This window comes from Devosia sp. P2_G7, from assembly GCF_056403495.1.
On sequence record NZ_JBFUFI010000008.1, the window covers coordinates 38,811 to 63,830 of the forward strand.

A 25,020-nucleotide genomic window follows, 5' to 3' on the forward strand; every position below is an offset into this window, starting at 1 on the left:
TCAGCGCTCCTTCGCCTTGTTGAGGTACTTCACGTAGATGTTGGTGATGCACAGCACCATGATCAGGATGATGTAGGCGAGCGCCGAGGATGGCCCGGTCTGCCACTGCTGGAAGGCCATCTTGTAGAGGCGCGAGGAGATCAGCTCCGCCGCCGGCTGGCCGGTCATCACGAAAGCGATGTCGAAGGTCTTGAAGGCTTCCATGGTGCGGAAGATCACCGCAATGAGCAGGATCGGCGCGACCAAAGGCAGGGTGATGCGGAAGAAGGTGTAGAACCGGCCGGCGCGATCGATCGAGGCGGCCTCGTAGAGGTGCTTGGGCACGGCACTGAGACCGGCGAGCGAGAGCAGCATCACGAACGGCGACCACATCCAGATGTCGGTGATCGCGACCGCGTAGAGCGCGAGGTTGGGGTCGGTGAGCCAGGCCACTTTGCCCAGGCCGAGCACATAATTGAGGATGCCCCACGAGGGATCGTAGATGAGCTTCCAGAACAGGCCGACCACGACCGGCGAGAGCATCATCGGCAAGAGCAGCAGCGTCGTGATGAAGCCCTTGAAGGGAATGGGGCGGTTGAGCAGCAGCGCCAGGCCGAAGCCGACGATGAACTGGCCCGTGACCGAGACGATGACGTACCACAGGGTGGTCGTGAAGGTGCGCCAGATCACCGGATCGGCGAGCACGTCGGCATAGTTCTTGAAGCCGACGAAATTGGCCGCAGCTTTGCTCGATGCCTTGAAGTCGGTGAAGGAGAACCCGAGCGAATAGAGCAGCGGGAAGACATTGAAGACGATCAGGAACCCCACCGTGGGGATGATGAACAGGTTCCGAATGGTGATGTCGCTCCATCCGCGCGTCGCTGCGCGTGTCTTTGGATCGAGCGTTGTCATCAACTTATCCAAGGCCAGAGTCCCCCGCTTGAGAATCCGGGGAGGCGGGCAAACGCCGCCTCCCCGGACGTTTCGTCACCCGTCACTGGGCCGCGTAGCCGGCCGACTTGAGCGTATCGACCCAGGTGGCCGCCAGCTTGTCGAGGGTCTCCTTGGCCGTGCCCTTTCCGTCCACCACATAGGGGTAGAAGGTGTCGGCGGCCTCGGTGAGGAGCTCGGCATATTCAGGCAGCGCCCAGAAGTCGCGGACCTTGAACATGGTCTGGTAGAACGCCTCGTTGTACGGCGTGGCGTTGCGGAACTCGGCGCTCTCGAGAAGCTTGGCATCGCAGGTGTAGCCACCGAGCTCGGCCCAGCGCTTCTGGGTCTCGGGCTTGATGAACCACTCGAGGAACTTCACCGCCGCGTCCTTGTTCTGGCTGTAGCTCACAACCGAGATGCCCTGGCCGCCCAGCGCGGCGAAGTCATCGCCGTTCGGGCCCTTGGGGTTGGCGAAGAAGCCGGTCGACTTGGCATAGGGATTGGTGGCCTCGTTGATCAACGAGGGGAAGAAGGCGAAGTAGTTCATCGCCATCGCCGCCTGGCCCTGAGCAAACGCCGTATTGGTTTCGACGAAGAACGCGTTACCCCAGCCCGGCGGGTTGTAGGTAAAGAGCTTGCGATAGTCCTCAAGCGCCTTCACCGCCTTGTCGGAGTTGAGCTCGCCGGTGACCTTGTAGTTCGCGTAGTCACCGAACGAGCCGCCATAGGCGAAAACCGAGTTCTCGACGCCCATGACGATGGCATCGCCCGCATTCATCGTGTAGATCGCGGCCCCGTACATATTCTTGTCCGGGCGCGTGAAGAACTCGGCAATGTCGAGCAGCTGCTGCCAGGTCTGCGGAACGGCAAGGTCGTAGCCGTACTTGGCCTTGAACGCGGCCATCTCGTCCGGATTTTCGAACCAATCCTTCCGATAGGCCCAGCCAAGCGCGTCGCCTTCGAGCGGAACGGCCCAATATTTGCCGGAACCACCCGGATACTCCGAGTAGTACTTCATGGTCGCCGGAGCCATTGCCGTAGTCAGGTTGTGCTGAGCGACGAAGTCCGTCAGGTCGACATAGTGTCCCTGCGTCGAGCCTGCACCCAGCCACTGGCTGTCGCCGACCACGAGGTCATAGGCCGAGCCCTGGGCGTTGAATTCGGTGAAGGCCTTGGTCTGGAAGTCCGGCCACGGAACGGTTTCCACGGTGACCTTTGCATCCGGGTACTCGTTGACGAGTTCCTGCAGATAGTTGGCCGGATCCCATTCGGCCCACAGGATGGTCAGTTCCTGCGCCAGCACAGATGTGCTCGACGCAAGCATCAGGCCCAAACCGGCCAGTATGCCCTTGGTAACAGTGCGCATTATGGTCCTCCCTCTAGCGCTTCCGACGGCCGGCATATGCGGCACCGACCGAAGCCCCTCCTCCGTGCCGGGGGCCTTCACAGCAGCGAACCGGCCAAAAGCTCTCCCAAGCTTCGGCGACCGGCCGTTCTCTCGCGACGTTCGGGACCCCTCCCTCATCACCGGGACTACAGCGCTGGCCTCTCCCAAGGCCCGCGCGGTCACCAGTTATGGCGCTCCTCCAAGCGCCCGTCGCACTTGATCTTCCTCCTGATCGACGTGCGTCAAAACTACAAATTCAACGTTTTGTCAGTCTCGTCAAGCTAACATGCTAGCATTTATGCAAGTCGTGACCCGGTTTAGGAAAATAGTTTCCCTCGCCGGCTCAGGCAGCGGACTCCGCGACGGCAGCGCGGACTAGCGCGGTGGCTGCCCAGGTCGCGACTTCCGTAGTCTCGTCAAACTCAAGCCCCCACAAGTCTTTGAGAACAATGAGGACTTCCAGACCGTAGACCAGGGACAACGCCTTGGCGAGTCGCTGGAACTTGGCGTCTGGCAATTTATTCTTGAGCGGCGCTATCGCCATTTGCAGCAGCTCGACCCGATGGCCGCGCTTGAACGGCGGTTCGGCGCCGAGCGTACCGGCGCGGCGCTGCGCCCACTGCTCGAGCGACAGCTTCAGGGCCGCCTTGAAGGTTGCCTCGAACTCGGCGACGCGCGGCATGGTGAGCGCGAGCAGGTCGAGGACGCGGGTCTCAGGATCCTCGCTGGCGCTCTTCCAGTTGAGGATTGGGCCGAGGCCTTCGTCGACCACGGCGTGGACCAGGGCGGCCTGGCTCGGGAAATAGCGATAGGCGGTGGCGCGCGACACTTGGGCTGCCTCGGCGACGTCGCTGACGGACGGGGTCTGGCCGTTCTGCATCAGGGCGATGGCGGTCTCGAGCATGAGTTTGCGAGTGCGCGCACGGGCGCCTTTCGGCTCGGAACTCTGCTGCTCATTGGGCTGTGAGACGTCCATATCGAAATGATACGCACATCTCAAAATGCTTTGCAATGGCGGCGGGGCTCTGCCATGACATGGCGGCGAGAGCATCGACGGGGTGACCTGAAACGGTGTCGGGAGGGGTGCGATGAAGCGCATCTACGTGGTCGGGACAGCCGACACAAAGGGCGAGGAACTTGCCTTCCTCGCGGAGAGAATTCGCGCGCTTGGCGCCGATCCGCTGGTGGTCGACGTGGGGACGCGCGCGCCGACGATCCCGCCCGAGGTCGGCGCGGCCGAGGTTGCTAAGTTCGGCGCGCCGGACCTGCTGGAGGGCAACGATCGCGGCGTCGCCGTGGCCGGGATGGCGGAGGCCTTCGCACGGTTTGTCATAACACGTGATGACATCGGGGGAATGGTCGGTATCGGCGGTGGTGGCGGCACCTCGATTGTCACCGCCGGCATGCGCAAACTGCCGATCGGGCTGCCGAAAGTGATGGTGTCCACCCTCGCCTCGGGCGATGTCGGGCCCTATGTCGGGGTGAGCGACATCGTGATGATGCCCTCGGTTACGGACCTGGCCGGGCTCAACCGGATATCACGTGTTATCTTGTCGAACGCAGCGCTCGCTGTCGTGGCCATGAGCGCCAATCCGACGATGGTGGAACCCTCCACCAAACTGGCCGTGGGGCTCACCATGTTCGGGGTGACGACGCCGGCGGTGACGCAGATCGTCGAGTTGCTGACCGGGGCCGTCGAGCCGCTGGTCTTTCACGCCACGGGTACGGGCGGCAAGACCATGGAAATGCTGGTCGATTCCGGCCTCGTCGGCGGGCTGATCGACGTCACCACGACCGAAGTCTGCGACTATCTGCTCGGCGGCGTGCTGCCGGCCGGGCCCGAGCGGCTCGACTGCATCTCGCGGCGACCGGTGCCTTATGTCGGCTCGGTCGGGGCGTGCGACATGGTCAACTTCTGGGCGCCCGAGACGGTACCAGCGCACTATGCGGACCGCCTGCTCTACTCGCACAACGCCAACGTGACGCTGATGCGCACGAGTGTCGACGAGTGCCGGGCGATCGGGGAATGGATCGGCGGCAAGCTCAATGCTGCCATCGGGCCGGTGCGGTTCCTCATTCCGCTGCGCGGGGTCTCGGCGCTCGATATCGAGGGTGGCGCGTTCCGCGATGCGGAAGCCGATGCCGAGCTGTTCGATGCGATCGAGCGGACCGTGCAGTGGGGCGACAACCGGCAGTTGATCCGGCTCGACTGCCATATCAACGATCCCAGCTTCGCCGAGGCGGCAGTGCGCGCCTTTCAGGAAATCACGTCATAGGAGACAGCATGGCTGCCATCGCGCGCGCCGAAATCCTCAGGAAATTCCACGATATGGTGGCCCGCGGGCAGCCGATCGTGGGCGGCGGGGCCGGCACCGGTATTTCGGCCAAGGCCGAGGAGGCCGGCGGCATCGACCTGATCATCATCTACAATTCGGGGCGCTATCGCATGGCCGGGCGCGGCTCGGCGGCGGGGCTGCTCGCCTACGGCAACGCCAACGAGATCGTCAAGGACATGGCGCGCGAGGTGCTACCGGTGGTGAAGCGCACGCCGGTGCTGGCGGGGGTGAACGGGACGGACCCGTTCGTCTTGATGCCGCAGTTTTTGGCGGAGCTCAAAGCCATGGGGTTCTCGGGGGTTCAGAACTTCCCGACCATCGGGCTGTTCGATGGGGTGATGCGGGTGAGTTTCGAGGAGACCGGCATGGGCTATGGGCTCGAGGTGGACATGATCGCCGAGGCGCACAAGCTGGACCTGTTAACGACGCCGTATGTGTTCAATCCCGACGAGGCGGTGGCGATGACCAAAGCCGGGGCGGATATCATCGTCGCACATATGGGGGTAACGACCGGCGGAGCGATCGGGGCCAAGGCGGCGAAGACGCTGGAGCAATGCGCCGGTGAGGTCGAGGCGATCGCGGCGGCGGCGCGCGGGGTGCGAGGCGATGTGATCGTATTGTGTCACGGCGGGCCGATTTCGATGCCGGAGGATGCGAGGTTCATCCTCGACCGGGTGAAGGGGTGCCATGGGTTCTATGGCGCGAGCTCGATGGAGCGGCTGCCGGTGGAGGTGGCGATCAAGGCGCAGGTGGAGAGCTTCAAGGGGTTGCGGACGGGGGCGTAACCCGGGCGTTTGAGCGTAACGCCCCCCACCCTAGCTTTGCTACGGCCCGTTGGGCCTAGCGGCGCTACCCTCCCCGCAAGGGGGAGGGTGGAGCGTGGGGCGCTAGCAGTCGTCTCCCTCCCCCTTGCGGGGAGGGATCAAGGGTGGGGGGTGGGGAGCCCCGATTTGGAGGAGGAACAATGACCGAGAACAACTTCGTCTATCCGCGCGATGTCAGCGCGTTCGGGTTCGATTGGGGAAAGCTGTCGCTCACCGTGGCGCCGGAGGTGAATGGGGCGAAGCGGTTTTCGGGCGGGGTGGTGGATCTGCCGCCGGGCCAGGGGCATAGCCGACACAACCATCCGGGGGCCGAGGAGATCATCTTCGTGATCTCGGGCGAGGGCGAGCAGATGGTGGAGACGCCCGAGGGCGTGCCGGTGGTGCAGAAGGTGGGGCCCGGGTGCACGGTGTTCGTGCCGGAGGACCGATTCCACTCGACGCTCAATACCGGGACCGGACCGATGCAGCTGTTCGTGGTCTATTCGCCGGCCGGACCGGAGCTCGGATTGCGCGATTTGCCGGATTTTCGGCTAATCCCGAAGGGAGAGTAGTGCTAACGTTTCCACTTCCAAGTAACACTGCCACGCTTTACCCTTCGACAGGGCGCGGAGACTCCGCCTAGGAAGCGGAAATGGAACAAGTTTTGTCTCGCCGCCTGGTGGCGGTGTTGTGTGCGGACATAGCGGGATACAGCGCCCTGATCGGCGCTGACGAGTCCGGCACCGTCGCTGCGCTGAAGGGACATCAGACGGCAGTACTGCAGTTGCTCCAGCGCTATGGCGGTCGCGTCGTCGACCTCGCCGGCGATGGCATCGTCGCGGAGTTCAGCAGCACCGTGGGCGCCGTGGAGGCCGCCGTCGCCATGCAGGCGCTGATGGCGGAGCGGAACGCCGACGTGCCGGTCAAGAAGCGGATGATCTTCCGCGTCGGGGTCAACCAGGGCGACGTGGTGCACGACGACGCCCACATCTACGGCGACGGCATCAATGTCGCGGCGCGGCTGCAGCAGATTGCCGAGCCGGGCGGGGTCTACGTTTCGAGCAAGGTGTTTGAGGAAGTTCGCGACCGGATGAAGACCGGGTTTCGCGACCTGGGCGAACGAGAGCTGAAGAACATCGCGCGGCCAGTGCGGGTGTTCGAGGTGGTGACTGGCAACGCCCGCAGCACGAAATCGCCGGAATTCGGCCCGGTGACGCCGCGGCGGCCATCGGTCGCCGTGCTGCCGTTCGCCAATATGGGCGGCGATGCCGAGCAGGAGTATTTCGCCGACGGGGTGGTGGAAGACATCATCACCGCGCTGAGCCGGTTCCGCGATTTCGCGGTGGTCGCCCGCAATTCGAGCTTCGTCTACAAGGGCCGCGCTGTCGACGTGCGGCAGGTGGCGCGCGAATTGGGGGTGCGCTACGTGCTCGAAGGCAGTGTTCGGCGGGCCAAGGATCGGCTGCGGATCACCGCGCAGCTGGTGGACGCGGCGACGGGCGCACACCTCTGGGCCGAGAAGTTCGACGGCAAGCTGGACGACGTGTTCGAGTTCCAGGACCAGATCACCAGCAAGGTGGCGTCGCTGGTGGAACCGACCATTCGTTGGGCCGAGATCGAGCGCTCGCGGCGAGAGCGGCCGGACAGCGTCGAGGCGTACGACCTCTATCTGCGGGCGCTGCCGATGCACCTGTCGCAGACGCGCGACGCCAATGCCGAGGCGATCGCGCTGCTGCTCAGAGCGATCGACCTCGAGCCGAACAACCCGACCTACCTAGTCTATGCCGGCAACGCCATGCTGCACCGCTCGACCATGGGTTGGCCGGCGATCGGCAATGACGACACCGCGCTGGGCATCGAGCTGGTGGAGCGGGCGCTGGCCAATGCGCGCGACGACGCGGTGGCGCTGTCGCTCAGTTCCATGATGCTGATCCATAACCTGCGCGACTACGATCGCGGGCTGGTGCTGACGCAGCGCGCGGTGGAGACCAACCCGAACAACCTGACGGTGATGATCTTTGCCGGCATCACCCACCTGCACCTCGGCAATCTCGATGACGCGATCGCCTTCAGCGAGCACGCCATCCGGCTCAGCCCCAGCCTCGACGGCGCGCACTGGCCGCTGACGGCAATTGCGCACGCGCAACTGGTGAAGGGTAACTACGAGGAATCGCTGAACTGGGCGAAGCGCTCGGTTTCGGCCAATCCGAGCTTCGTCTGCACTTACTGGATGCTGGTCGCGGCAAACGCGCATCTGGGGCGGATGGACGAGGCGAAGCGCCACCTCGCAACACTGAAGCGATTGTCGCCGGGTGTCACGGTGGCCCGGGTATGGGCTGCGCAGCCGCAGAAGGATGCGTCGCGGCTGGAAGCGATGCTCCAAGGGCTACGTCTGGCGGGCTTGGCCGAGGAATAATCACGCCAAAAGGCGCCCGCGGGCCAAGGCCCGGCATACGGTCACAATAGCTTCATATGGAACGGGCACCCCTCCCGCTAGCAATCCATGGGTGCCCACGATGAACGACCAAGAGACCAAGACGCCGGCCGAACTCGAGCGGATCAAGCAGGCGATCGCCGACGATTTCGACGAAGAGCTGGAAATGCAGATGGAGGACGACCGGCTTGACGAGCTGGTCGCCGAGGGCATGCAGGGTCCGGCGGCCGATACGATCGACCGCAAGGTGTATTTTCGCGAGCTGTTCCGGCTGCAGCATGAGCTGGTGAAGCTGCAGGACTGGGTGGCTTACAAGAAGCTCAAGATGGTGGTGATCTTCGAGGGCCGCGACTCCGCCGGAAAGGGCGGCGCCATCAAGCGGGTGACGCAGCGGCTGAACCCGCGCGTGGCGCGCGTCGTGGCACTGCCGGCGCCGACCGAGCGCGAGCGGCACCAGTGGTATTTCCAGCGCTACGTGCCGCACCTGCCGACGGCGGGCGAAATGGTGCTGTTCGACCGCTCCTGGTACAACCGGGCGGGCGTCGAGCGGGTGATGGGGTTCTGTACGCCGGACGAGCTCGAGGAGTTCTTCCGCACCGTGCCGGAGTTCGAACGCATGCTGGTCCGCTCGGGCATCATTCTCGTCAAATACTGGTTCTCGATCACCGACGAAGAACAGGAATTCCGCTTCCAGATGCGGCTGCATGACCCGCTGAAGCAGTGGAAACTCTCACCCATGGACCTCGAAAGCCGGGTGCACTGGGAAGAATACACCAAGGCCAAGGAAGAGATGTTCGATCGCACGCATACGGCGGAAGCGCCGTGGTGGGTGGTGCAGGCGGTGGACAAGAAGCGGGCGCGGCTCAACTGCATCGCGCACTTGTTGAGCCAGGTGAACTACGAGGATGTGCCCAAGCAGGAAGTTGAGCTGCCGGCGCGCGTGCGGCATGCGGATTATGTGCGGCACGCGGTGAAGCCGGAGCTTTATGTGCCGGAGACGTACTGAGGGGGTTGACCCCACGCCCTTACCTCAGGTGTCGGCGCCTGCGTCCGCTATGCGCCAGACGCGGTCATCCGTCAGTGCCCGCTGTGCGCTAGCAGGGCACATCCACCCTTCGCATCATGCGACGCCCTCACTGACGAACGCGGATGATCGTCTTCCCTGTGCGTCGCTCGGTCGGGTTGAAGGCGGCGACGGCGTCATCGAGGGTCGAGACGTTGCCGATGTTCGTTCGCAGCCGACCATCTCGCACCCGCTGCGCGATCTGTGTCAGTTGGCCACGATCGGACTCGACGACGAAGTCGATCGCCAAACCATCGGCGGGCCGCGCCTCGGCCGGCCCGACAATGGACACCAGTGTTCCTCCGGCTCGAACCAGGCCCGCGGACCGCTTCCCGATGTCGCCGCCGATAAAGTCGAACACCAGATCGACTCCGCCGATGTCTTCCAGGACATCGTTCTCCAGATCGACGAACTCCTGCGCGTCGTAGTCGAGCGCCTTCTGACGGTCGGCCGCGCGACCGGTGCCGATGACATAGGCGCCGAACTCACGAGCGAGCTGCGCCACCATTGACCCGACCGCGCCAGCGGCGCCGTGCACGAGGACGCTCTGCCCCGCGCGTAGGCGGCCGTGCTCGAAGAGTCCCTGCCACGCGGTCAGGCCAGAGATCGGCAGGCTCGCCCCCGCTGTGAAGTCGAGGTCGCCCGGTAGCGGCGCGAGGTTACGCGCCTCGACGGCCACATACTCAGCCAGCGTGCCGTCGCGATGCCAGTCCGCGAGGCCGAACACCCGCTGTCCCACCGACAGCCCCGTCGTGCCATAACCGAGGGCAGTGACCACTCCGGCCACCTCGTGCCCTGGGATCGATGGCGTCCGTTCACGATCGGCGCGATCGGTCCAAGTCGAGGGCCACGTCAGCTCAGTCGGGACGAACCCTGACGCATGAACCTGAACGACGACGTCATTTATCGCTGCCCGCGGCGCGGGTCGCTCCACCAGCTTCATCCCGGCCGTTCCTGCGGCCTGGTCCGTGACCACGATCGCCCGCATTGGAGCTATCTCCTCGTCATCTATCTCAGCGGATTCGACTTCGTGTATATGCCGATCTGGGGCTGCCGGGAGCGTCAAATGAACGTCCGCTTCGGGCCGGAAGCGGACACCCACACCCTACGCCCGGGCGTAGGTGTTGTTGCTCGAATGGCCTCGCCCGCGCCAACCGGATGCCGATTGCGCGGCGTCAAATGTCGATTCCCCGGGAACCAGCTCGACCATCCGCTGTGAGAACCACAGGAGATGGACATGGACTGGACGCGGATCGGCGGGCAAAGGCCCGAGGACGAGGCGGTGGATCGGCTCGCCGCCATGCGGGCGTGGCAGTTTGGGGTCGAGACGCGGATCGAGGCGGCGGATGACGACCTTCACCAACTGGCCTGCTTGAAGGCAGCGGAAGCGAGGGGTAACAGTCGTCCCTCAATTATTGCGAAGGTTTTCCAATGGCTCTGGGCAACTCCCCCATCGACCCCGTCAAACTCGACAAGCTCGCGGAAGTCGCGATCAAGGTGGGGCTTCAGCTCCAGCCCGGACAAGACCTGGTCCTGACCGCGCCGATGGCGGCGCTGCCATTGGTGCGCAAGATCGCCGAGCACGCCTACAAGGCGGGTGCCGGCGTGGTGCAGCCGATCTTTTCGGATGAGGAGATCACGCTGAACCGCTATCGCCATGCGGCCGACGCCAGCTTCGACAAGGCGCCGGGCTGGCTGTTCGAGGGCATGGCCAAGGCGTTCGACGGCAACGCGGCGCGGCTGGCGATTTCGGGCGACAACCCGATGATGCTGGCGAACGAAGACCCGTCCAAGGTGGCGCGCGCCAACCGCGCAACGTCGATGGCCTACAAGCCGGCGCTGGAGAAAATCACCGGCTTCGACATCAACTGGAACATCGTGTCGTACCCCAATGCCAGCTGGGCCAAGCTGGTGTTCCCGGACGACGCCGAGGACGTGGCGGTGAAGAAGCTGGCCGACGCGATCTTTGCGGCAAGCCGGGTGGATGTCGAGGATCCGATCGGCGCGTGGAAGGCGCATAACGCCAAGCTGAAGGAGCGCTGGACCTGGCTGAACGGGCAGCAGTTCGCCTCGCTGCACTACACCGGGCCGGGCACCGACCTGACCATCGGGCTCGCTGACGAGCATCGCTGGAAGGGCGGCGCGTCGGAAGCGAAGAACGGCATCACCTGCAACCCGAACATCCCGACCGAGGAAGTGTTCACGACGCCGCACAGCCAGCGCGTCGAGGGCTATGTGCGCTCGACCAAGCCGCTGAGCCATAACGGCACGCTGATCGCCGATATCGAGGTGAAGTTCGAAGGCGGGCGGATCGTCGAGGCCAAGGCGTCGAAGGGCGAGGCGGTGCTGCAGAAGGTGCTCGATACCGATGAGGGCTCGCGCCGGCTGGGCGAAGTGGCGCTGGTGCCGCATTCGTCGCCGATCTCGAAAAGCGGCATCCTGTTCTACAACACGCTGTTCGACGAAAATGCCGCGTGCCACATCGCGCTGGGCCAGTGCTATGCCGACTGCTTCGTCAACGGCACGAAGATGAGCCCCGACGAGATCGCCAAGCGCGGTGGCAACAAGAGCCTGATCCATATCGACTGGATGATCGGCTCGGACAAGATCGACATCGACGGTATCAAAGCAGACGGCAGCAAAGTGCCCGTTATGCGCAAGGGCGAGTGGGCCTGAGATACATAGGTTTGCTGAGGACTACATTCAGCGAACCTTAACCACCGGGGAAGTTGCCGGTGCGGCGGTGGTCATTCGCCCCCGATCCGTTGATGCGATTAATCTTTTGGCCGACTTCACTGCTTAGCATGCGGCCGAGGCTGAGGATCGCATGCGCAACAGAGGCACTGCGTCGACGGACGCGCCGCGAGGACGGAGCGCAGAGGCTGCCGCCGAGACGCTGCGGCAGATCGGCAGTGCGACCGGCATTTCCGTGTGGACCTGGCGCGGGGTGACTGACCGGGTCTTTCACCCGGCCACCGGCATCGGCGAGGCGGCCAGCAACCAGGGCGTGCCGCTGACCGACATGCTGGCAAGGTTGCATCCGTCGGATCGAGCGCGGGTGCGGCGGCGGCTGCATGCAGCATTGCGGAGCGGCAAATCCGGGACGTTCCGGTTTCGCGGCCTCCCCGACGGCGACCTGACCCTGCAGTTCAGCGCGGCGCATTTCCCGCTCGGCCCCGACGAAGTGCAGGTCATCGTGCAGGACGTGACGCGGACCACGCTCGCCGAACAGGCACTGCGCGAGAGCGAGGATCACTATCGCACGGCGGTGGATCTCAACCCCGAGGTGATGTGGCTGGCCGACCCGGAGGGCAACATCATCGAGTTCGGGCCACGCTGGCTCGAGATGGTGGAACTCAATGCCGAGGGGACGCTGGGCCAAGGCTGGGCCAATGCACTGCACCCGGACGACCTGGCGCCGACCATCGCCGAATGGACCCGCTCGCTCCAGAGCGGCGATCCCGTAGATCTCACCTATCGCATCCGGCTCAAGAGCGGCGAATACCGGTGGATGCGGGCGCGCGCATCGCCCCGCCGCGACAAGCTGGGCCGGATCCTGCGTTGGTATGGCACGCTGGAGGACATTCACGACCGACGGATGGCCGAGGCGGCGCTGCGGGAAAGCGAAGCGTTCGCGCGCTCGATCCTCGAGGCGAGCAACATGGCCATGGAGGTGCTCGACAAGGAGGGCCGGCTGATCTTCATGAATGGCCCGGGCATCCGGATCATGGAGGTCGACGACTTCGAGGCGATCAAGGGGCTCCCGTTCGAGCGGTTCTGGCCGAGCGAGGAGAGGCGGGCTATCCAGGCGGCGATCGCCGCGGCGCTGCAGGGCGAGACGGCGCGGCGCACGCTGTTCGGCCCAACCGCCAAGGGCAAGCCGCGCTGGTGGGATATCTCGATTTCGCCGATCCTCGACGGCGACGGCAATGTGGCGCGACTGCTGGCGCTATCGAGCGATGTCACCGAGGCCAAGCAGAATGAGGCCGAAGTCGTGGCCAGCGCTACGCGGCTCGACTATCTGGCGCGGCACGACACGCTGACCGGCCTGCCCAATCGCATGCACTTCCAGGAAGGCATGGACCTGGCGCTGCTCAAGCTGCTCAACGGGATCACGCTGGCGGTGCTGTCGATCGACCTCGACGATTTCAAGCTGGTCAACGACACGCTCGGGCACCTGGCCGGCGACATGCTGCTGCGCGAGGTGGCCGGACGGCTCAACCGCTGTGCCGGCGAGCGCGACCTGGTGGCGCGGCTGGGCGGCGATGAATTTGCGCTGCTGCTGGAAGTGAGCCAGCCGGAGGACGCCGCCGCCACCGCGCAGGCGATCCTCGCGGCGCTGGCGACGCCGTTCGAGATCGACGGCGAAACGGTGAGCGTCGGCGCCAGCATCGGCATTGCGATTGCGCCGCGAGATGGGCGCGATGCGGACAGCCTGCTGCAATATGCCGACGTGGCGCTGTATCGCGTGAAGAGCGACAAGGGCCGGGACTACCGCTTTTTCGAGCCGGCCATGGACCAGGAGCTCCGAGCGCGGCGCGAGATGAAGCGCGACCTGTCGCTGGCGCTGGGGCGCGGCGAGCTGTCGGTGGTGTACCAGCCGCAGATCGATATCGGCAGCAACCGGTTGACCGGCTTCGAGGCGCTGCTGCGCTGGGACTGCGCGGGGCGAGGCTCGGTGTCGCCGATGGTGTTCATCCCGCTGGCCGAGGAAAGCGGGATCATCGACGCGATCGGGGCGTTCGTGCTGCAGCAGGCGTGTGCGGAAGCGGCCCGCTGGCCGGAGACCGTGTCGCTGGCAGTGAACCTGTCGCCGGCGCAGTTCCGCAACCGCGCGGTGGTACAGGCGGTGGCCACCGCCCTGGAGCAGACCGGTCTGGCGCCGGAGCGGCTGGAGCTCGAGATCACCGAGTCCGTGCTGTTCGACGAGAGCGCGGAGGCGCTGGCGGCGCTCGAGGAACTGCACCGCATGGGCATCAGGGTGGCGCTGGACGATTTCGGTACCGGCTACTCGTCGCTGAGCTATCTGCGCCGCTTCGCCTTCGACAAGATCAAGATCGACCGCTCGTTTGTCGCCGACCTGCCGGGCGCCGAGGACTCTGCGGCCATCGTTCGGGCGATCATCGGGTTGGGGCGGTCGCTGAAGACGCGGGTGACGGCCGAGGGGGTGGAGACCTGGGAGCAGCTGCTGATGTTGCGCGCCGAGGGCTGCAACGAAGCGCAGGGCTACCTGTTCAGCCGGCCGCTGCCGCAGGCCCAGGCGCGCCGCCTGGCCGAGACCGGATTGGTGGCGCAGCCGCGGACCGCCGCAGAGCAGCGCCAGCACGGCTGATACGAACCAATACTTAACTGCCGCAAGGCTAGCTTTCGGCTGCCACCATTCCTGCCCGTTACGGACCCCTATGTTCGACAAGCAGTTGATCGCCTCCTCATCGCAGTCGCTGGCTGACGTGGAACCCATTCCGGCATTGACCGACGCGGACCGCGCGCTCCAGCTTTATGAGCTGCACGAGGGCTACGGACAGTGGAAAGTGATCTTCCCGGGCACGGTAGTGCTGTCGGAGCGGGTCGCCGAAATGTACGGCCTCGTGGCCGATGGGTCGGTGCCGCTGCAGGACATGGTGAAGCTCTATGTGCCTGAAGATCGCGGCAAGCTGCTGACGCTGATCGCCCAGGCACTGCAGGACCGGCGCGGCTTTCGCTGCCGGCTGCGGATCGAGCGGCGCGACGGCGCGCTGAGGATGATCGAGACCATCGCCGACCTGCGGGTGCGCGACGGCCGGGTAATCGAGCTGTTCGGCGCCAGTCGCGACGTGACACAGGACATGGAGCGTGAGCTGCAGGTGCAGGGCCGGCTGAAGCTGGTGCAGGACCTGGTCGCCGACATGCCGGCGCCGATCGCCGTGCTGGACGAGAAGCTCCGCGTGCTCGACTGCTCCGTGTACTGGCTGAAGGCGCACCGTTTCGTCGAGCGGCGCGAGGTGATCGGCAAGACCATCGCCCAGTTGTTCCCCGATACGCCGCCCGAGCAGATCGCCGAGTATGAGGCGGCGCTGAAGGGGCAGACCGTGAAGACCCGGCGGACCTTCGCCAGCCCGACCAGCGGCGCGGCGGTGCAATTCGCGACTGTGCTGACCCCCTGGTACGTGGCCGATCGCAAGGTCGGTGGCATTACGGTTGTCGTGGGGTGGTCGGAGATTGCCACCACCAAGCGCGCCGGCCCCGCACCCGCGCCCGTCGAGGACTTCGACGGCTCACTGCTCGATATGCTGAAGAACGTGAGCTGACGGGGCTGAGTTGAGGGGCCGGTGGCTGTGGACCCCCGCACCGGCTTGCGTCATACGCCCTTTTCCCCGATTGAAGCGGCATGAAGCTGCCGCCCCTCCCCATCGATGAGGCCCTGCCCCGGCTGACGGCCGCGCTGGAGGCTGGACCCTATGCAGTGCTGGTGGCGCCGCCCGGGGCCGGTAAGACGACGCGGGTGCCGCTGGCGCTGCTCGATGCGCCGTGGCGGGGTGACGGCAGGATCGTGATGCTGGAGCCGCGGCGGCTGGCGGCGCGCGCCGCAGCCCGGCGGATGGCGCAATCGCTCGATGACGAAGTTGGCGGCGTGGTCGGCTATCGCGTCAGGCTCGATACCAAGGTGACGAAGCGCACGCGGATCGAGGTGGTGACCGAGGGGGTGTTCACCCGGATGATCCTTGATGATCCGGAGCTCAGGGGCATCGCCGCGGTGCTGTTCGACGAGTTCCATGAGCGGAGCCTCGACGCCGACCTCGGGTTGGCGCTGGCGCTCGATGCGGCGGCGTTGCGCGACGACCTGCGGGTGCTGGTGATGTCGGCGACGATCGACGGGGCGCGGGTGGCAGAGCTGCTCGACGGGGCGCCGGTGATCGTCTCGGAGGGGCGGGCGTTTCCGGTGGAGACGATCTGGCGCGACCGCGATCCGCTTTTGAAGATCGAGGATCAAGTGACGAGCGTGGTGCTGGAGGCGCTGCGGGCGCAGCCGGGTTCGGCGCTGGTGTTCTTGCCCGGGCAAGCCGAAATCGGGCGGGTGGCGGAGCGGCTCGCCGGCCGAGTCGCGGCGGATGTGGATATGGCGCCGCTTTACGGTCAGCTGACGCCGGAGGAGCAGGATCGCGCGGTGCAGCCGGCACCGAACGGGCGGCGCAAGGTGGTGCTGGCGACGTCGATCGCCGAGACGTCGCTGACCATCGAGGGGGTGCGGATCGTCGTCGATAGCGGGCTCAGGCGTGCGCCGGCCTACGAGCCGGCGACTGGGCTATCGGTGCTCGAAACGCGGAAGGTGTCGCGGGCCTCGGCGGATCAGCGGCGGGGGCGTGCGGGGCGTGTCGAGCCGGGGGTGTGCTACCGGTTGTGGGGCGAGGGGCAGAACGCGGCGCTCATGGCGTTCGATGCGCCGGAGATGCTGGAGGCGGACCTTTCTGGGCTGGCGCTGGACCTTGCCGGCTGGGGCGTGAGTGATCCGGCGCAGCTGAGGTTTCTCGATCCGCCGCCGGGGCCGGCTTGGAACGAGGCGGTGGGGCTGCTGAAGGGGCTCGAGGCGCTGGGCGATGACGGGCGGATCACCGCGGAGGGCAAGGCGCTGGCGCGGCTGCCGCTGCATCCGCGGCTGGGGCACATGATCCATCGGGCGGCGGAGGAAGATGACGCGCTGACGGCGGCGCAACTGGCGGTGCTGATCGGCGAGCGCGGGCTGGGCGGCGATGGCACTGACCTGACGCACCGGCTCGAGCGGTTCGGGCGCGAGCGCGGCAAGCGGGCCGACGAAGCGCATGGGCTGGCGCGGCGCTGGGCCGGGATGGTCGGCAACACTGGTTCCGGCGGCGAGGTGGGACGGCATTTGGCACGGGCTTACCCGGATCGCGTGGCGCAGCAGGCGGGCGCGCGGGGACGGTTCCGGCTGGCCAACGGGCGGCAGGCGAGCCTCGAGGAGAGCGACGGGCTGGCGAGCGCGCCATATCTTGTGGTGACCGACATCACCGGCGCGGCGGCGACGGGCCGGATCCGGGCGGCGGCGGCGATCGAGCGGGCGACGATCGAGGAACTGTTCGCCGGCGAGATCGTCGACGAGGTGGCGATGGCGTTCGATCGCGCTTCGCGCAGCGTGCGGGCCCGACGTGTGCGGCGGCTCGGGGCGCTGCGGCTGGATGAGGCGCCGGTGGCGATTTCCGATCCGCTGGCGGCGGCGGGGGCGCTGGCGGAGGGGATCGCTGGGCTTGGGGTCGGCGTGTTGCCGTGGACCAAGGAGCAGAAGGCGCTGCGGGAGCGAGCGAGCTATCTACGGGCGACGCTCGGCGAGGAGTGGCCGGACCTGTCGGATACGGGGCTGGCGGCGGATATGGGCTGGCTGGTGCCTTCGATCACCGGCAAGACGGCGCTGGCGGAGATCGGGGCGGACGACCTGGGCGGGGCGCTCGAGGGGCTGCTGCCGTGGGCGCGGCGGCAGGAGATCGAACGGTTGCTGCCTTCGCATTTCGATGCGCCATCGGGATCGCATCTGCCGATCGACTACGGGGCGGAGAACGGGCCGGCCCTGGAGGTGCGGGTGCAGGAGCTCTTCGGGCTGGACCGGCATCCGAGTGTTGCAGGTGGGAAGGTGCCGCTGCTTTTGGTACTGCTGAGCCCGGCGCATCGGCCGATCCAGACGACGCGGGATTTGCCGGGGTTCTGGCGGGGGAGCTGGAAGGATGTGGCGAAGGATTTGAAGGGGCGGTATCCGCGGCACTATTGGCCGGAGAACCCGCTGGAAGCGGCGGCCACCGCACGGGCGAAGCCTCGGGGGACTTGAGCTAGCGCCCGGGCGCGACCGCCAAGCGCAGCACAGTATAGCGCTCTCTCACCACCGTCGGCTCGAAGCCGCGGGTTTCGTAGAGCGAACGCGGGCCGCGGAAGTGGCCGGCGTCGTTCTGCTCCGGGGTATTGTGCGGGTAGGCCTCGACCCAGCCGGCGCCGCGTTCGGCCGCGTCGGCAATCACGCGATCGAGCAGAGCAGACGCAATGCCGTGCCGCCGATATGGCGGGGCGATGACGAAGCACGAGACACCGATGACCCGGGCTGGCTCCGGCCCCGCCGGATCGACATCGCGATAGAGGCCATAGTCGGCGCGCAGCGAGGCGTTGACCCAACCGGCTGGCCGGCCATCGACGTAGGCGAGATAGCCGAAGGTGCCGCCACCGCGGAAGCGTTCGGCGAGGGTTGCTCGGGACTGGCGCCACGGGCGCTCCGGCATTTCGGGTGGCGCCGGAATATGCGGTTCGAGGCAATAGCAGGAGGCCCAGTCCGGATTACCGGCGAAGGCGTCGTGATCGAAGTAGCGCAGCCAGTCGTCGATGCGGTCGGTGGTGACCGCATGCACGGACACCTCCCCGATCTCGGGCAGCCGCTCGGTGTCGCCGCCGAGCCGGTCCACCGCTTCGGCGAAGTTGCGGGCATAGTTGCGGACCGCCTGCTCGGGGTAGGACCACGCATGCACCTCGGTGCCATGCGCGACGAAGGCGTCCTCGACGGCATCGGCAGTTGCGGCCTCGATTAGGGTACCGCACTCGAAGCATCTGGCCTGCACAGGCTCCTCCTCAGCAGAACCGGCACACTAACAACAGACCTTACGGCCCGGCCGTTCGCAACACCGCCAAAAACTCCGCCCCGTAGCGCTTCAGCTTGCTCTCGCCGATGCCGTTGATGGTGCCCAGCTCTGTCATCGTCTGCGGGCGTTCCAGGGCCATGGCGCGGAGCGTCGTGTCGTGGAACACGACGTAGGGCGGCACTCCCTGGGATTTGGCGATGGCGGCGCGTTCTGAACGCAACGCCTCGAAGAGGGACTGAGCCGCGGGCGGTAGCGCCACGGCGTTCTGCAGGGCACGGCGAGTTTCGGTGGCTTTACGCGGGCGGTCGCGGCGGAGGGTGATCTTGCGCTCGCCCTTGAAGACGGGGCGGGATTCCTCGGTGAGGTGCAGGGCGCCGAAGGCGTGGTCGACGATGATCAGGCCCATGGCAGTTAGCTGGCGGAGCACCGATTGCCAGGAGCGCTGGTCGAGGTCCCTGCCCTGCCCGAACACCGGCTGGTCCTGATGACTGAACTGGGTGACCTTGTCGGTGACCTTGCCCATCAGCACATCGATGATGTGCCCGGCGCCGAAGCGCTGGCCGGTACGGTAGACCGCGGCCATGGCCTTGATGGCGGCGTCCGAGCCGTCCCAGGTTTCGACCGGCACGAGGCAGGTGTCGCAGTTGTTGCACTGGCCGGGATGCGCTTCGCCGAAGTGGGCGAGGATGGCCTTGCGGCGGCATTCCGGGGTTTCACAGACGGCGAGCAGCGCGGTGAGTTTCAGGCGCTCGACGCGCTTCACTTCGTCGGGGGCGTTGCCCTCGTCGATCATGCGGCGGCGCTGCGCCACGTCGGCCATGCCGTAGCACATCCAGGCTTCGGCCGGCAGGCCGTCGCGGCCGGCGCGGCCGGTCTCCTGGTAGTAGGCCTCAATCGAGGACGGCAGGTCCATGTGGGCGACATAACGCACGTCGGGCTTGTCGATGCCCATGCCGAAGGCGACGGTGGCGACGAGGCAGAGGCTGTCCTCTTTCAGGAATGCGTCCTGGTTGGCGGCGCGGTCGCGGGCATTCATGCCGGCGTGGTAGGGCAGCGCACGGATGCCCTCCTTGTTCAGCCACTCGGCGGTCGAGTCCACCTTGGCGCGGCTGAGGCAGTAGACGATGCCGGAGCTGCCGTTGTGGCGGGCGAGGAAGCTCTTCAGCTGCGAGCGGGCGTTGTCGCGTTCGACGATCGAGTAGCTGATGTTGTGGCGATCGAAGCTGGTGGTGAAGATGCGGGCATCGGTGAGGCCGAGCCGCTCGATGATATCGTCGCGGGTGGTTGGGTCGGCGGTGGCGGTGAGCGCGATGCGCGGCACGCCGGGATAATCGGCGGCGATCGAGGCGAGTTCGCGATATTCGGGGCGGAAGTCGTGGCCCCATTGCGAAACGCAATGCGCCTCGTCGATGGCGATGAGCGAGATCGGTACGCCCTGCATCATCGACTTGAAGCCGGGAAGCACTAGGCGCTCGGGCGCGACATAGAGCAGGTCGAGCTTGCCGGACTTGAGATCGCGGAAGGTGCGGGAGGATTCCTCGGACGAGATCGAGGAGTTGAGCGTCGCGGCGTTGACGCCGGCCTGCTTCAGCGCCTCGACCTGATCGCGCATCAGGGCGATGAGCGGCGAGACGACGATGCCGACGCCAGGGCGCGCCAGGGCCGGCAGCTGGTAGCACATCGACTTGCCGGCGCCGGTGGGGAACAGCACCACCGCATCGCCGCCACTGGTAACGTGGCGAACAACGTCCTCCTGCTGGCCCCGAAAACTCTGGTGACCGAATACGGTACGCAGGATTTCAGCGGGGTCGCGCGCCGGCGTGTCGAAGAGCGACTCAAGCATGGCGGCATAGAGCCGGGACCCGGGGGGTGGGGTCAAGGGTTTGTTAAGAATGTGAGGGGGCGCCGGCGCTCATCGCGCGCCCCCTCCGAGCTTCGCTAGTTCGCTGCGCTCACAAGCTACGCTTGCTTCCCCGTCGAGGGGGAGGTTGGGGGCCGGTGGGTGGGCGGGGACGGTGCCTCACCCGCCGGCCTTTCCGTCACTTCACGTCGATGAACGCGAGGGCGGTTTCGGCGAGCTTGGGTGAGGTCATCATGGTGTAGTGGGTGACGCCGGGGAGGATGGCGAGGCGGTTCTGGTTCATGCCCGAGCTGTCCCACAGGGCATCCTGCAGGCCGCCGCCGAGCAGCTCGAAGAACTTCGCGGCGTGGCTGGTGCGGACGGCGTCCCAGTCGCCGTAGACCAGCTGGGTGGGGACCTTGAGGTTGGGGATTTCGGCCGAGAAGTCATAGTCCTTGCCCATGTACTGCATCTGGTCGAGCAGCTTGGGGAAATTGGTCGCGGGGTCGGGGTTCACGGCTGCGAAGGCTTCGTAGAGCGGCGTGCCCTTCATGCCTTCGGCGAGGCTCGCGTTGAGCCCGCGCATGCCCTGCTGATTGTAGTCGTGCCAGCCGGCAAAGGCGAAGGGGGCCGACGCGATGACCAGCCGCTTGACCAGCTCGGGGTGAGCGAGCGCGAGGCGGAGGCCGATGGTGCCGCCCATCGAGTAGCCGACGACGTCGACCTTGTCGTAGCCGAGCGACTTGATGACCTCGGCGACATCGGCGGCCATGTTGTCGAAGCTCATCGGGCGGTCGAGCGGGCCGGTGCGGCCGTGGCCCTGCGCCTCGATTGCGATCACCTCGTGGGTTTTGGCGAGGGCGGGGAGGACGGGGCCGAAAGTCTCGATCGTCATCAGGCCGCCGTGCAACAGGACCAGCGGGGCGCCGCTGCCATAGGTGGCGTAGTAGACCTTGCCGCCGTTGACGGGAACGTAGCCGGACTTGGTGGGGGTGGGCATGGGAGCAACTCCTTGTTGGGCAATCGATGAAGTAACCGGCGACGCGAGAGCAAAGCTGGCGAGGACGGCGATGGCAAGGACGGTTCGGCGTAGCATTGGAAGTCTCCGGGTTGGATATGGCTCCGCCGGTCCCGCGGGAGTGCGGGTTGGTGGAGGGTGATCACTGAGGTTTTGGCCGCCCCCTCCACCAGCTTCGCTGGTCCCCCTCCCCCGCCACGCGGGGGAGGATCGGGGAGAGGCCGGTGGGTTAGGTCGTCAGCATTTCGATGGCTTTCTGGACGCGGCGGAGCCTCGTCTCGGGGGCCTTGGCGCCTTCGATGGCGGTGACGTGGGCCTTCTTGTGGCTGGGGGCCAGCTTGTTCCAGGCGGCCAGCGCGACGGGGTCGACGTCGAGGGCGGCCTGCAGGTCGCCCGGGGCTTCGACGACGCGGGGCTGGTCGTCGAGGGTCAGCTCGACCTCGTGGGTCTCGCTGCCTTTTACGCCGGTGATGCCGCGGATCTCAGCGCTGACGCCGACGAGCAGTTTGTCGCCCATGGTGGCGACCTTGCTGCGCCAGGTGTGGCCGGCGAGGGTGACGACGACCAGCGGGTTCTTGCCGCCGCCGAGCTCGTCGCGCACCGCCGATGGCACGATGATGCCGGTGTTGTTGCCGGACTGCAGGATGGTGGTGGTGAACTTCATCTGGGTTCTCCAACGGTGGCGAGGTGTGCAGCGAGCTTGTCGAAGCTCTGTTCGGTGCCTTCTCGGAAGCCGCGGCGAACGACGGCGTCCTTCTGGTCGGCGGTGTCGAAATAGGCGTTGAGCGTCAGCCGGGTGCGGCCGTTGCCGATGTCGTGGAGGGTGATGACGCGGACGAAGCTCGGCGGCGGGTTGTCGCCGAAGATCTTCGGATCGGCCGCTGCGTTGCGGTAAACGATCCGCTCGGGCGGCGTCACCTCGATGAAGACGCTGTCGGTCGGCAGCTCCTTGCCGTCGGGCGCCCGCATGACGTTGTGCCACTTGCCGCCGACGCGCAGATCGATCTCGCAGACCGGGTTGGTGTAGCCCTTCGGACCCCACCACTGGCTGAGATGATAGGGATCGGCGAAGGCCATCCAGACCAGCTCGCGCGGGGCATCGAACTCGCGCTCGAGTTCGAGCCGGCGATCGGAGGGCGTGGCGGCAAGCGAGTCGATCATTTCGCGGTTTCCTGCAGTTCGGCGAGGAGCTGGTCCATGACCATGAAGCCGTGGCGCATCCCGACCTCCATGCCCGAGGCGACCATGCCGTCGCGATCTCCGATGTTGTCGTAGTTGGAGACTGATTTGTAATGCGTGATCGCGCCGTCTTCCTCGAAGGTGTGGGTCTCGACCACAACCTTGCCGACGAACATGTTCTCCATGCCGAAGGTCCAGACGAACTTCTCCGGCTCTTTCACCTCGCGGTACTCGCCGATGAAGATGTAGACGTTGCCGCTGGGGTCGTGGGACTCGACGCGCCACTTGCCACCGGGACGGACATCGAACGAGGTGATGACATTCTTCTGGCCGTCGGTACCCCACCAGCGAGCGACGTGCTCCGGCTGGGTCATGACCTTCCAGACCAGGGCGCGGGGGGCGGCGAAGTCACGAGTGGCAATGACGATGGGCTCGTTCGCCGGGGCTTCGATCTTGAGGTTGTCGAGTGCCATTTTCAGCTCCTTGAGTTGCATCAGGTAGGCGTCGAGGCGATCGAGGCTTTCTTGCCAATATCGCCAGTAAAGTACGAACCAGTGTTCCGTTCCGGCGCCCTGCCCCAATCGGCGCAAGGCTTCGCCGTCGCGCTGCCGGCGGTAGTCCGAGAGCGCTATGACCTTGGGTCGCTGCATTGTTGTTTCGGCCTGACGGCCCCGGGCTAGTTCCGGGAGCCGCCGGGGTCGCCCTTCTGTAGTTCGGCCAGGTAATCGCCGAGGCGATCGAGGCTTTCTTCCCAGAAGCGGCGGTAGTTCTCGACCCAGTCCGCGACCTCCGCCATGGGGGCCGCCTCGAGCTTGCAGGGACGCCACTGGGCTTCCTTGCCGCGGGAGATCAGGCCGGCCTTTTCCAGCACCTTTAGGTGCTTGGACACGGCCGCCATCGACATGTCGTAGGGCTCGGCCAGTTCACTGACCGTCGCCTCGCCCAGCGACAGCCGGGCGAGGATGCCGCGGCGGGTCGGGTCGGCGAGTGCGGATAGCGTGGTGGACAGGTGGTCGGTCATTCTCGTTGGTCCTCAGGCGGCGAAGCGGATGGCGTCGGCGCCGGTAAAGAAGTCGATCAGCACGGGGGCAACGATCTCGGCTGCCGCGTCGTGGCTCTGGCCGGGCAGCGAGGCGAAGCGGGCGCCGGGGATGGTCTCGCGAGCGAGGCGCACCGGCTCCTTCAATTGCTTGAAGGTCTTGTCGCCACTCATGACGATGGTCGGCACGCGAATGGAGCGAGCGACGTCGGTGGGGAAGCCGTAGCCCTCCATGACAGCGGTGTCGTGCGGCAGGCTGGGGGCGTTGTGCAGCATCGCCTTCCACGCGGGGTTGAGCCGCATCAGCGGCATCATGATCGCAGGCATGCCGATCATCTTGACCATGAAGAACTTGGCGAGGTCCGCCCGGCGATCTCCGGCGACGAGACGCTCGACTTCCGCCTGGTAGCCCTTGGGCATCGGCTTGCCGCCGGGCACGTCGGTGAAGGGAGGCTCGAACAGGGCGAGGCGATCGACCGGCAGGCCGCGGGCGGTGGCGAACAGGGCCAGCGCGGCGCCGGACGAGGTGCCATAGAGGCTGGCGGAGCCGCCGGCGATGTCGATCAGCGCGGCAAGATCCTCGTATTCGCGGTCGGGCGAATAGTCGGTCGAGACGCCGCTGTCGCCGCGGCTGCGACGATCGTAGTTGTAGACGGTGAAATACGGGGCCAGCAGCGGCGCGAGCTTGGGCATCGGGCCCATGTTGCGGCCGCACCACGCACCGTCGATCAGGATGACGGCGGGACCGGAACCGCGCACGTCGTAGGCGATCCTGGTGCCGTCCCTGGAGGTGAAGGTGTTCATGGCGATTACTCCTGCTGGAACGCCGCGGTGGCGCTGAGGGTGAAGAGGTAGAGGTCGAGCTTGTCGCTGCCCTGGCTGACGGTGGTCGCGAAGCCCTGCTTGACGGCCTCGTCGCGGGCGAGCAGCGAAGTGAAGCGGACGGTGACGGTGACGCTGGTGCGGCCGCCCTGCTCGGCGAGGAGCATCTCGGTGACCATGACGGCCGGCGGCAAGTCGTCGCCGAAGCGGTAACTGTCGGGCGCATCACGCCAGACCAGCCGGTCGACCGGGGAGATTTCGAGATAGGCGCTGGTGTAGCCGTACTCATTGCCGGAGCCGAAGCGCATCACCTGTCGCCAGGCACCGCCGACGCGGAGGTCGACTTCACTGACTGGATTGGTGGCGCCCTTGGGGCCCCAGAAATGTACGAGGTGCTTAGGCTCGGTGTAGCAGCGCCAGACCAGGGCGCGCGGCGCCTCGAAGCTGCGGGCGATCACGATCACCGGATCATTGGCCGGAGTGGTGATGGTCGACACCTTGGTCGGTGGGGCACCGGTGAGTTCAACGCAGTCCATTGCTCAACCCTTCAGTTGATAACTTATTGGTTGAATACTCCTC

Annotated in this window: 23 protein-coding genes; 9 read left to right on the plus strand and 14 right to left on the minus strand. The window is 66.1% G+C overall.

What is annotated here, in order from left to right:
* From AC1DWU_RS14200 to AC1DWU_RS14210, 3 genes are all read right to left on the minus strand, one after another.
* On the minus strand, window positions 1-891 hold the full coding sequence (locus AC1DWU_RS14200) for a carbohydrate ABC transporter permease (protein WP_477150642.1): 891 nt from the start codon (window positions 889-891) through the stop codon (window positions 1-3).
* Window positions 892-973: 82 nt separating this feature from the next.
* The gene (locus AC1DWU_RS14205) at window positions 974-2,278 is read right to left on the minus strand and encodes an ABC transporter substrate-binding protein (protein WP_477150643.1); all 1,305 of its coding nucleotides are present in this window, start codon (window positions 2,276-2,278) and stop codon (window positions 974-976) included.
* A 364-nt stretch (window positions 2,279-2,642) separates the two neighbouring features.
* Window positions 2,643-3,275, minus strand: coding sequence for a TetR/AcrR family transcriptional regulator (locus AC1DWU_RS14210; RefSeq protein WP_477150644.1), 633 nt, complete (start codon window positions 3,273-3,275; stop codon window positions 2,643-2,645).
* A gap of 112 nt (window positions 3,276-3,387) precedes the next feature.
* Between AC1DWU_RS14210 and AC1DWU_RS14215 the strand changes: the two genes are divergently transcribed.
* The 5 genes from AC1DWU_RS14215 to ppk2 all read left to right on the plus strand — a co-directional run bounded on the left by AC1DWU_RS14215 (window position 3,388) and on the right by ppk2 (window position 8,878).
* On the plus strand, window positions 3,388-4,575 hold the full coding sequence (locus tag AC1DWU_RS14215; RefSeq protein WP_477150645.1) for a Tm-1-like ATP-binding domain-containing protein: 1,188 nt from the start codon (window positions 3,388-3,390) through the stop codon (window positions 4,573-4,575).
* Window positions 4,576-4,583: 8 nt separating this feature from the next.
* Window positions 4,584-5,420 carry a phosphoenolpyruvate hydrolase family protein gene (locus tag AC1DWU_RS14220; protein WP_477150646.1) on the plus strand — a complete coding sequence of 279 codons (837 nt, stop codon included), beginning with the start codon at window positions 4,584-4,586 and terminating at the stop codon, window positions 5,418-5,420.
* A gap of 179 nt (window positions 5,421-5,599) precedes the next feature.
* Window positions 5,600-6,010 carry a cupin domain-containing protein gene (locus AC1DWU_RS14225; protein ID WP_477150647.1) on the plus strand — a complete coding sequence of 137 codons (411 nt, stop codon included), beginning with the start codon at window positions 5,600-5,602 and terminating at the stop codon, window positions 6,008-6,010.
* Window positions 6,011-6,090: 80 nt separating this feature from the next.
* A complete protein-coding gene (locus AC1DWU_RS14230) occupies window positions 6,091-7,854 on the plus strand; it encodes an adenylate/guanylate cyclase domain-containing protein (RefSeq protein ID WP_477150648.1) in 1,764 nt (587 codons plus the stop codon).
* Between the two features lie 100 nt (window positions 7,855-7,954).
* Entirely contained in the window at window positions 7,955-8,878 is a 924-nt protein-coding gene (gene ppk2 / locus AC1DWU_RS14235) for a polyphosphate kinase 2 (protein ID WP_477150649.1), read from the plus strand.
* A 127-nt stretch (window positions 8,879-9,005) separates the two neighbouring features.
* On the opposite strand, the gene AC1DWU_RS14240 is transcribed toward ppk2, so the two are convergent.
* Window positions 9,006-9,923: an NADP-dependent oxidoreductase gene (locus AC1DWU_RS14240; RefSeq protein WP_477150650.1), complete on the minus strand. Its 918-nt coding sequence runs from the start codon at window positions 9,921-9,923 to the stop codon at window positions 9,006-9,008.
* A 117-nt stretch (window positions 9,924-10,040) separates the two neighbouring features.
* Window positions 10,041-10,295 carry a hypothetical protein gene (locus tag AC1DWU_RS14245; protein ID WP_477150651.1) on the minus strand — a complete coding sequence of 85 codons (255 nt, stop codon included), beginning with the start codon at window positions 10,293-10,295 and terminating at the stop codon, window positions 10,041-10,043.
* A gap of 71 nt (window positions 10,296-10,366) precedes the next feature.
* Here AC1DWU_RS14245 and AC1DWU_RS14250 point away from each other — a divergent pair, with 71 nt between their 5' ends.
* The 4 genes from AC1DWU_RS14250 to hrpB all read left to right on the plus strand — a co-directional run bounded on the left by AC1DWU_RS14250 (window position 10,367) and on the right by hrpB (window position 17,747).
* On the plus strand, window positions 10,367-11,611 hold the full coding sequence (locus AC1DWU_RS14250) for an aminopeptidase (RefSeq protein ID WP_477150652.1): 1,245 nt from the start codon (window positions 10,367-10,369) through the stop codon (window positions 11,609-11,611).
* A 151-nt stretch (window positions 11,612-11,762) separates the two neighbouring features.
* Window positions 11,763-14,267, plus strand: coding sequence for a sensor domain-containing protein (locus tag AC1DWU_RS14255; RefSeq protein WP_477150653.1), 2,505 nt, complete (start codon window positions 11,763-11,765; stop codon window positions 14,265-14,267).
* 70 nt (window positions 14,268-14,337) lie between these two features.
* Window positions 14,338-15,222, plus strand: a complete 885-nt coding sequence (locus AC1DWU_RS14260; protein ID WP_477150654.1) for a PAS domain-containing protein — start codon at window positions 14,338-14,340, stop codon at window positions 15,220-15,222.
* An 80-nt stretch (window positions 15,223-15,302) separates the two neighbouring features.
* Entirely contained in the window at window positions 15,303-17,747 is a 2,445-nt protein-coding gene (gene hrpB, locus AC1DWU_RS14265) for an ATP-dependent helicase HrpB (protein WP_477150655.1), read from the plus strand.
* Between the two features lies 1 nt (window position 17,748).
* On the opposite strand, the gene AC1DWU_RS14270 is transcribed toward hrpB, so the two are convergent.
* The 9 genes from AC1DWU_RS14270 to AC1DWU_RS14310 all read right to left on the minus strand — a co-directional run bounded on the left by AC1DWU_RS14270 (window position 17,749) and on the right by AC1DWU_RS14310 (window position 24,977).
* The gene (locus AC1DWU_RS14270; protein WP_477150656.1) at window positions 17,749-18,522 is read right to left on the minus strand and encodes an N-acetyltransferase family protein; all 774 of its coding nucleotides are present in this window, start codon (window positions 18,520-18,522) and stop codon (window positions 17,749-17,751) included.
* 40 nt (window positions 18,523-18,562) lie between these two features.
* Window positions 18,563-20,386: a DNA helicase RecQ gene (recQ, locus tag AC1DWU_RS14275; RefSeq protein WP_477150657.1), complete on the minus strand. Its 1,824-nt coding sequence runs from the start codon at window positions 20,384-20,386 to the stop codon at window positions 18,563-18,565.
* 196 nt (window positions 20,387-20,582) lie between these two features.
* Entirely contained in the window at window positions 20,583-21,383 is an 801-nt protein-coding gene (locus AC1DWU_RS14280) for an alpha/beta fold hydrolase (protein WP_477150658.1), read from the minus strand.
* 247 nt (window positions 21,384-21,630) lie between these two features.
* The gene (locus tag AC1DWU_RS14285; RefSeq protein ID WP_477150659.1) at window positions 21,631-22,065 is read right to left on the minus strand and encodes a YdeI/OmpD-associated family protein; all 435 of its coding nucleotides are present in this window, start codon (window positions 22,063-22,065) and stop codon (window positions 21,631-21,633) included.
* Window positions 22,062-22,562, minus strand: coding sequence for an SRPBCC domain-containing protein (locus AC1DWU_RS14290; protein ID WP_477150660.1), 501 nt, complete (start codon window positions 22,560-22,562; stop codon window positions 22,062-22,064). Before AC1DWU_RS14290 ends, AC1DWU_RS14285 begins: the two co-directional genes overlap by 4 nt.
* Window positions 22,559-23,230, minus strand: coding sequence for an SRPBCC domain-containing protein (locus AC1DWU_RS14295; protein WP_477150661.1), 672 nt, complete (start codon window positions 23,228-23,230; stop codon window positions 22,559-22,561). The genes AC1DWU_RS14290 and AC1DWU_RS14295 overlap by 4 nt, the downstream gene beginning before the upstream one ends.
* A gap of 26 nt (window positions 23,231-23,256) precedes the next feature.
* Window positions 23,257-23,601 carry an ArsR/SmtB family transcription factor gene (locus AC1DWU_RS14300; protein ID WP_477150662.1) on the minus strand — a complete coding sequence of 115 codons (345 nt, stop codon included), beginning with the start codon at window positions 23,599-23,601 and terminating at the stop codon, window positions 23,257-23,259.
* 12 nt (window positions 23,602-23,613) lie between these two features.
* Window positions 23,614-24,423 carry an alpha/beta fold hydrolase gene (locus AC1DWU_RS14305; RefSeq protein ID WP_477150663.1) on the minus strand — a complete coding sequence of 270 codons (810 nt, stop codon included), beginning with the start codon at window positions 24,421-24,423 and terminating at the stop codon, window positions 23,614-23,616.
* A 5-nt stretch (window positions 24,424-24,428) separates the two neighbouring features.
* Window positions 24,429-24,977 carry an SRPBCC domain-containing protein gene (locus AC1DWU_RS14310; protein ID WP_477150664.1) on the minus strand — a complete coding sequence of 183 codons (549 nt, stop codon included), beginning with the start codon at window positions 24,975-24,977 and terminating at the stop codon, window positions 24,429-24,431.
* Window positions 24,978-25,020 lie beyond the last annotated feature (43 nt).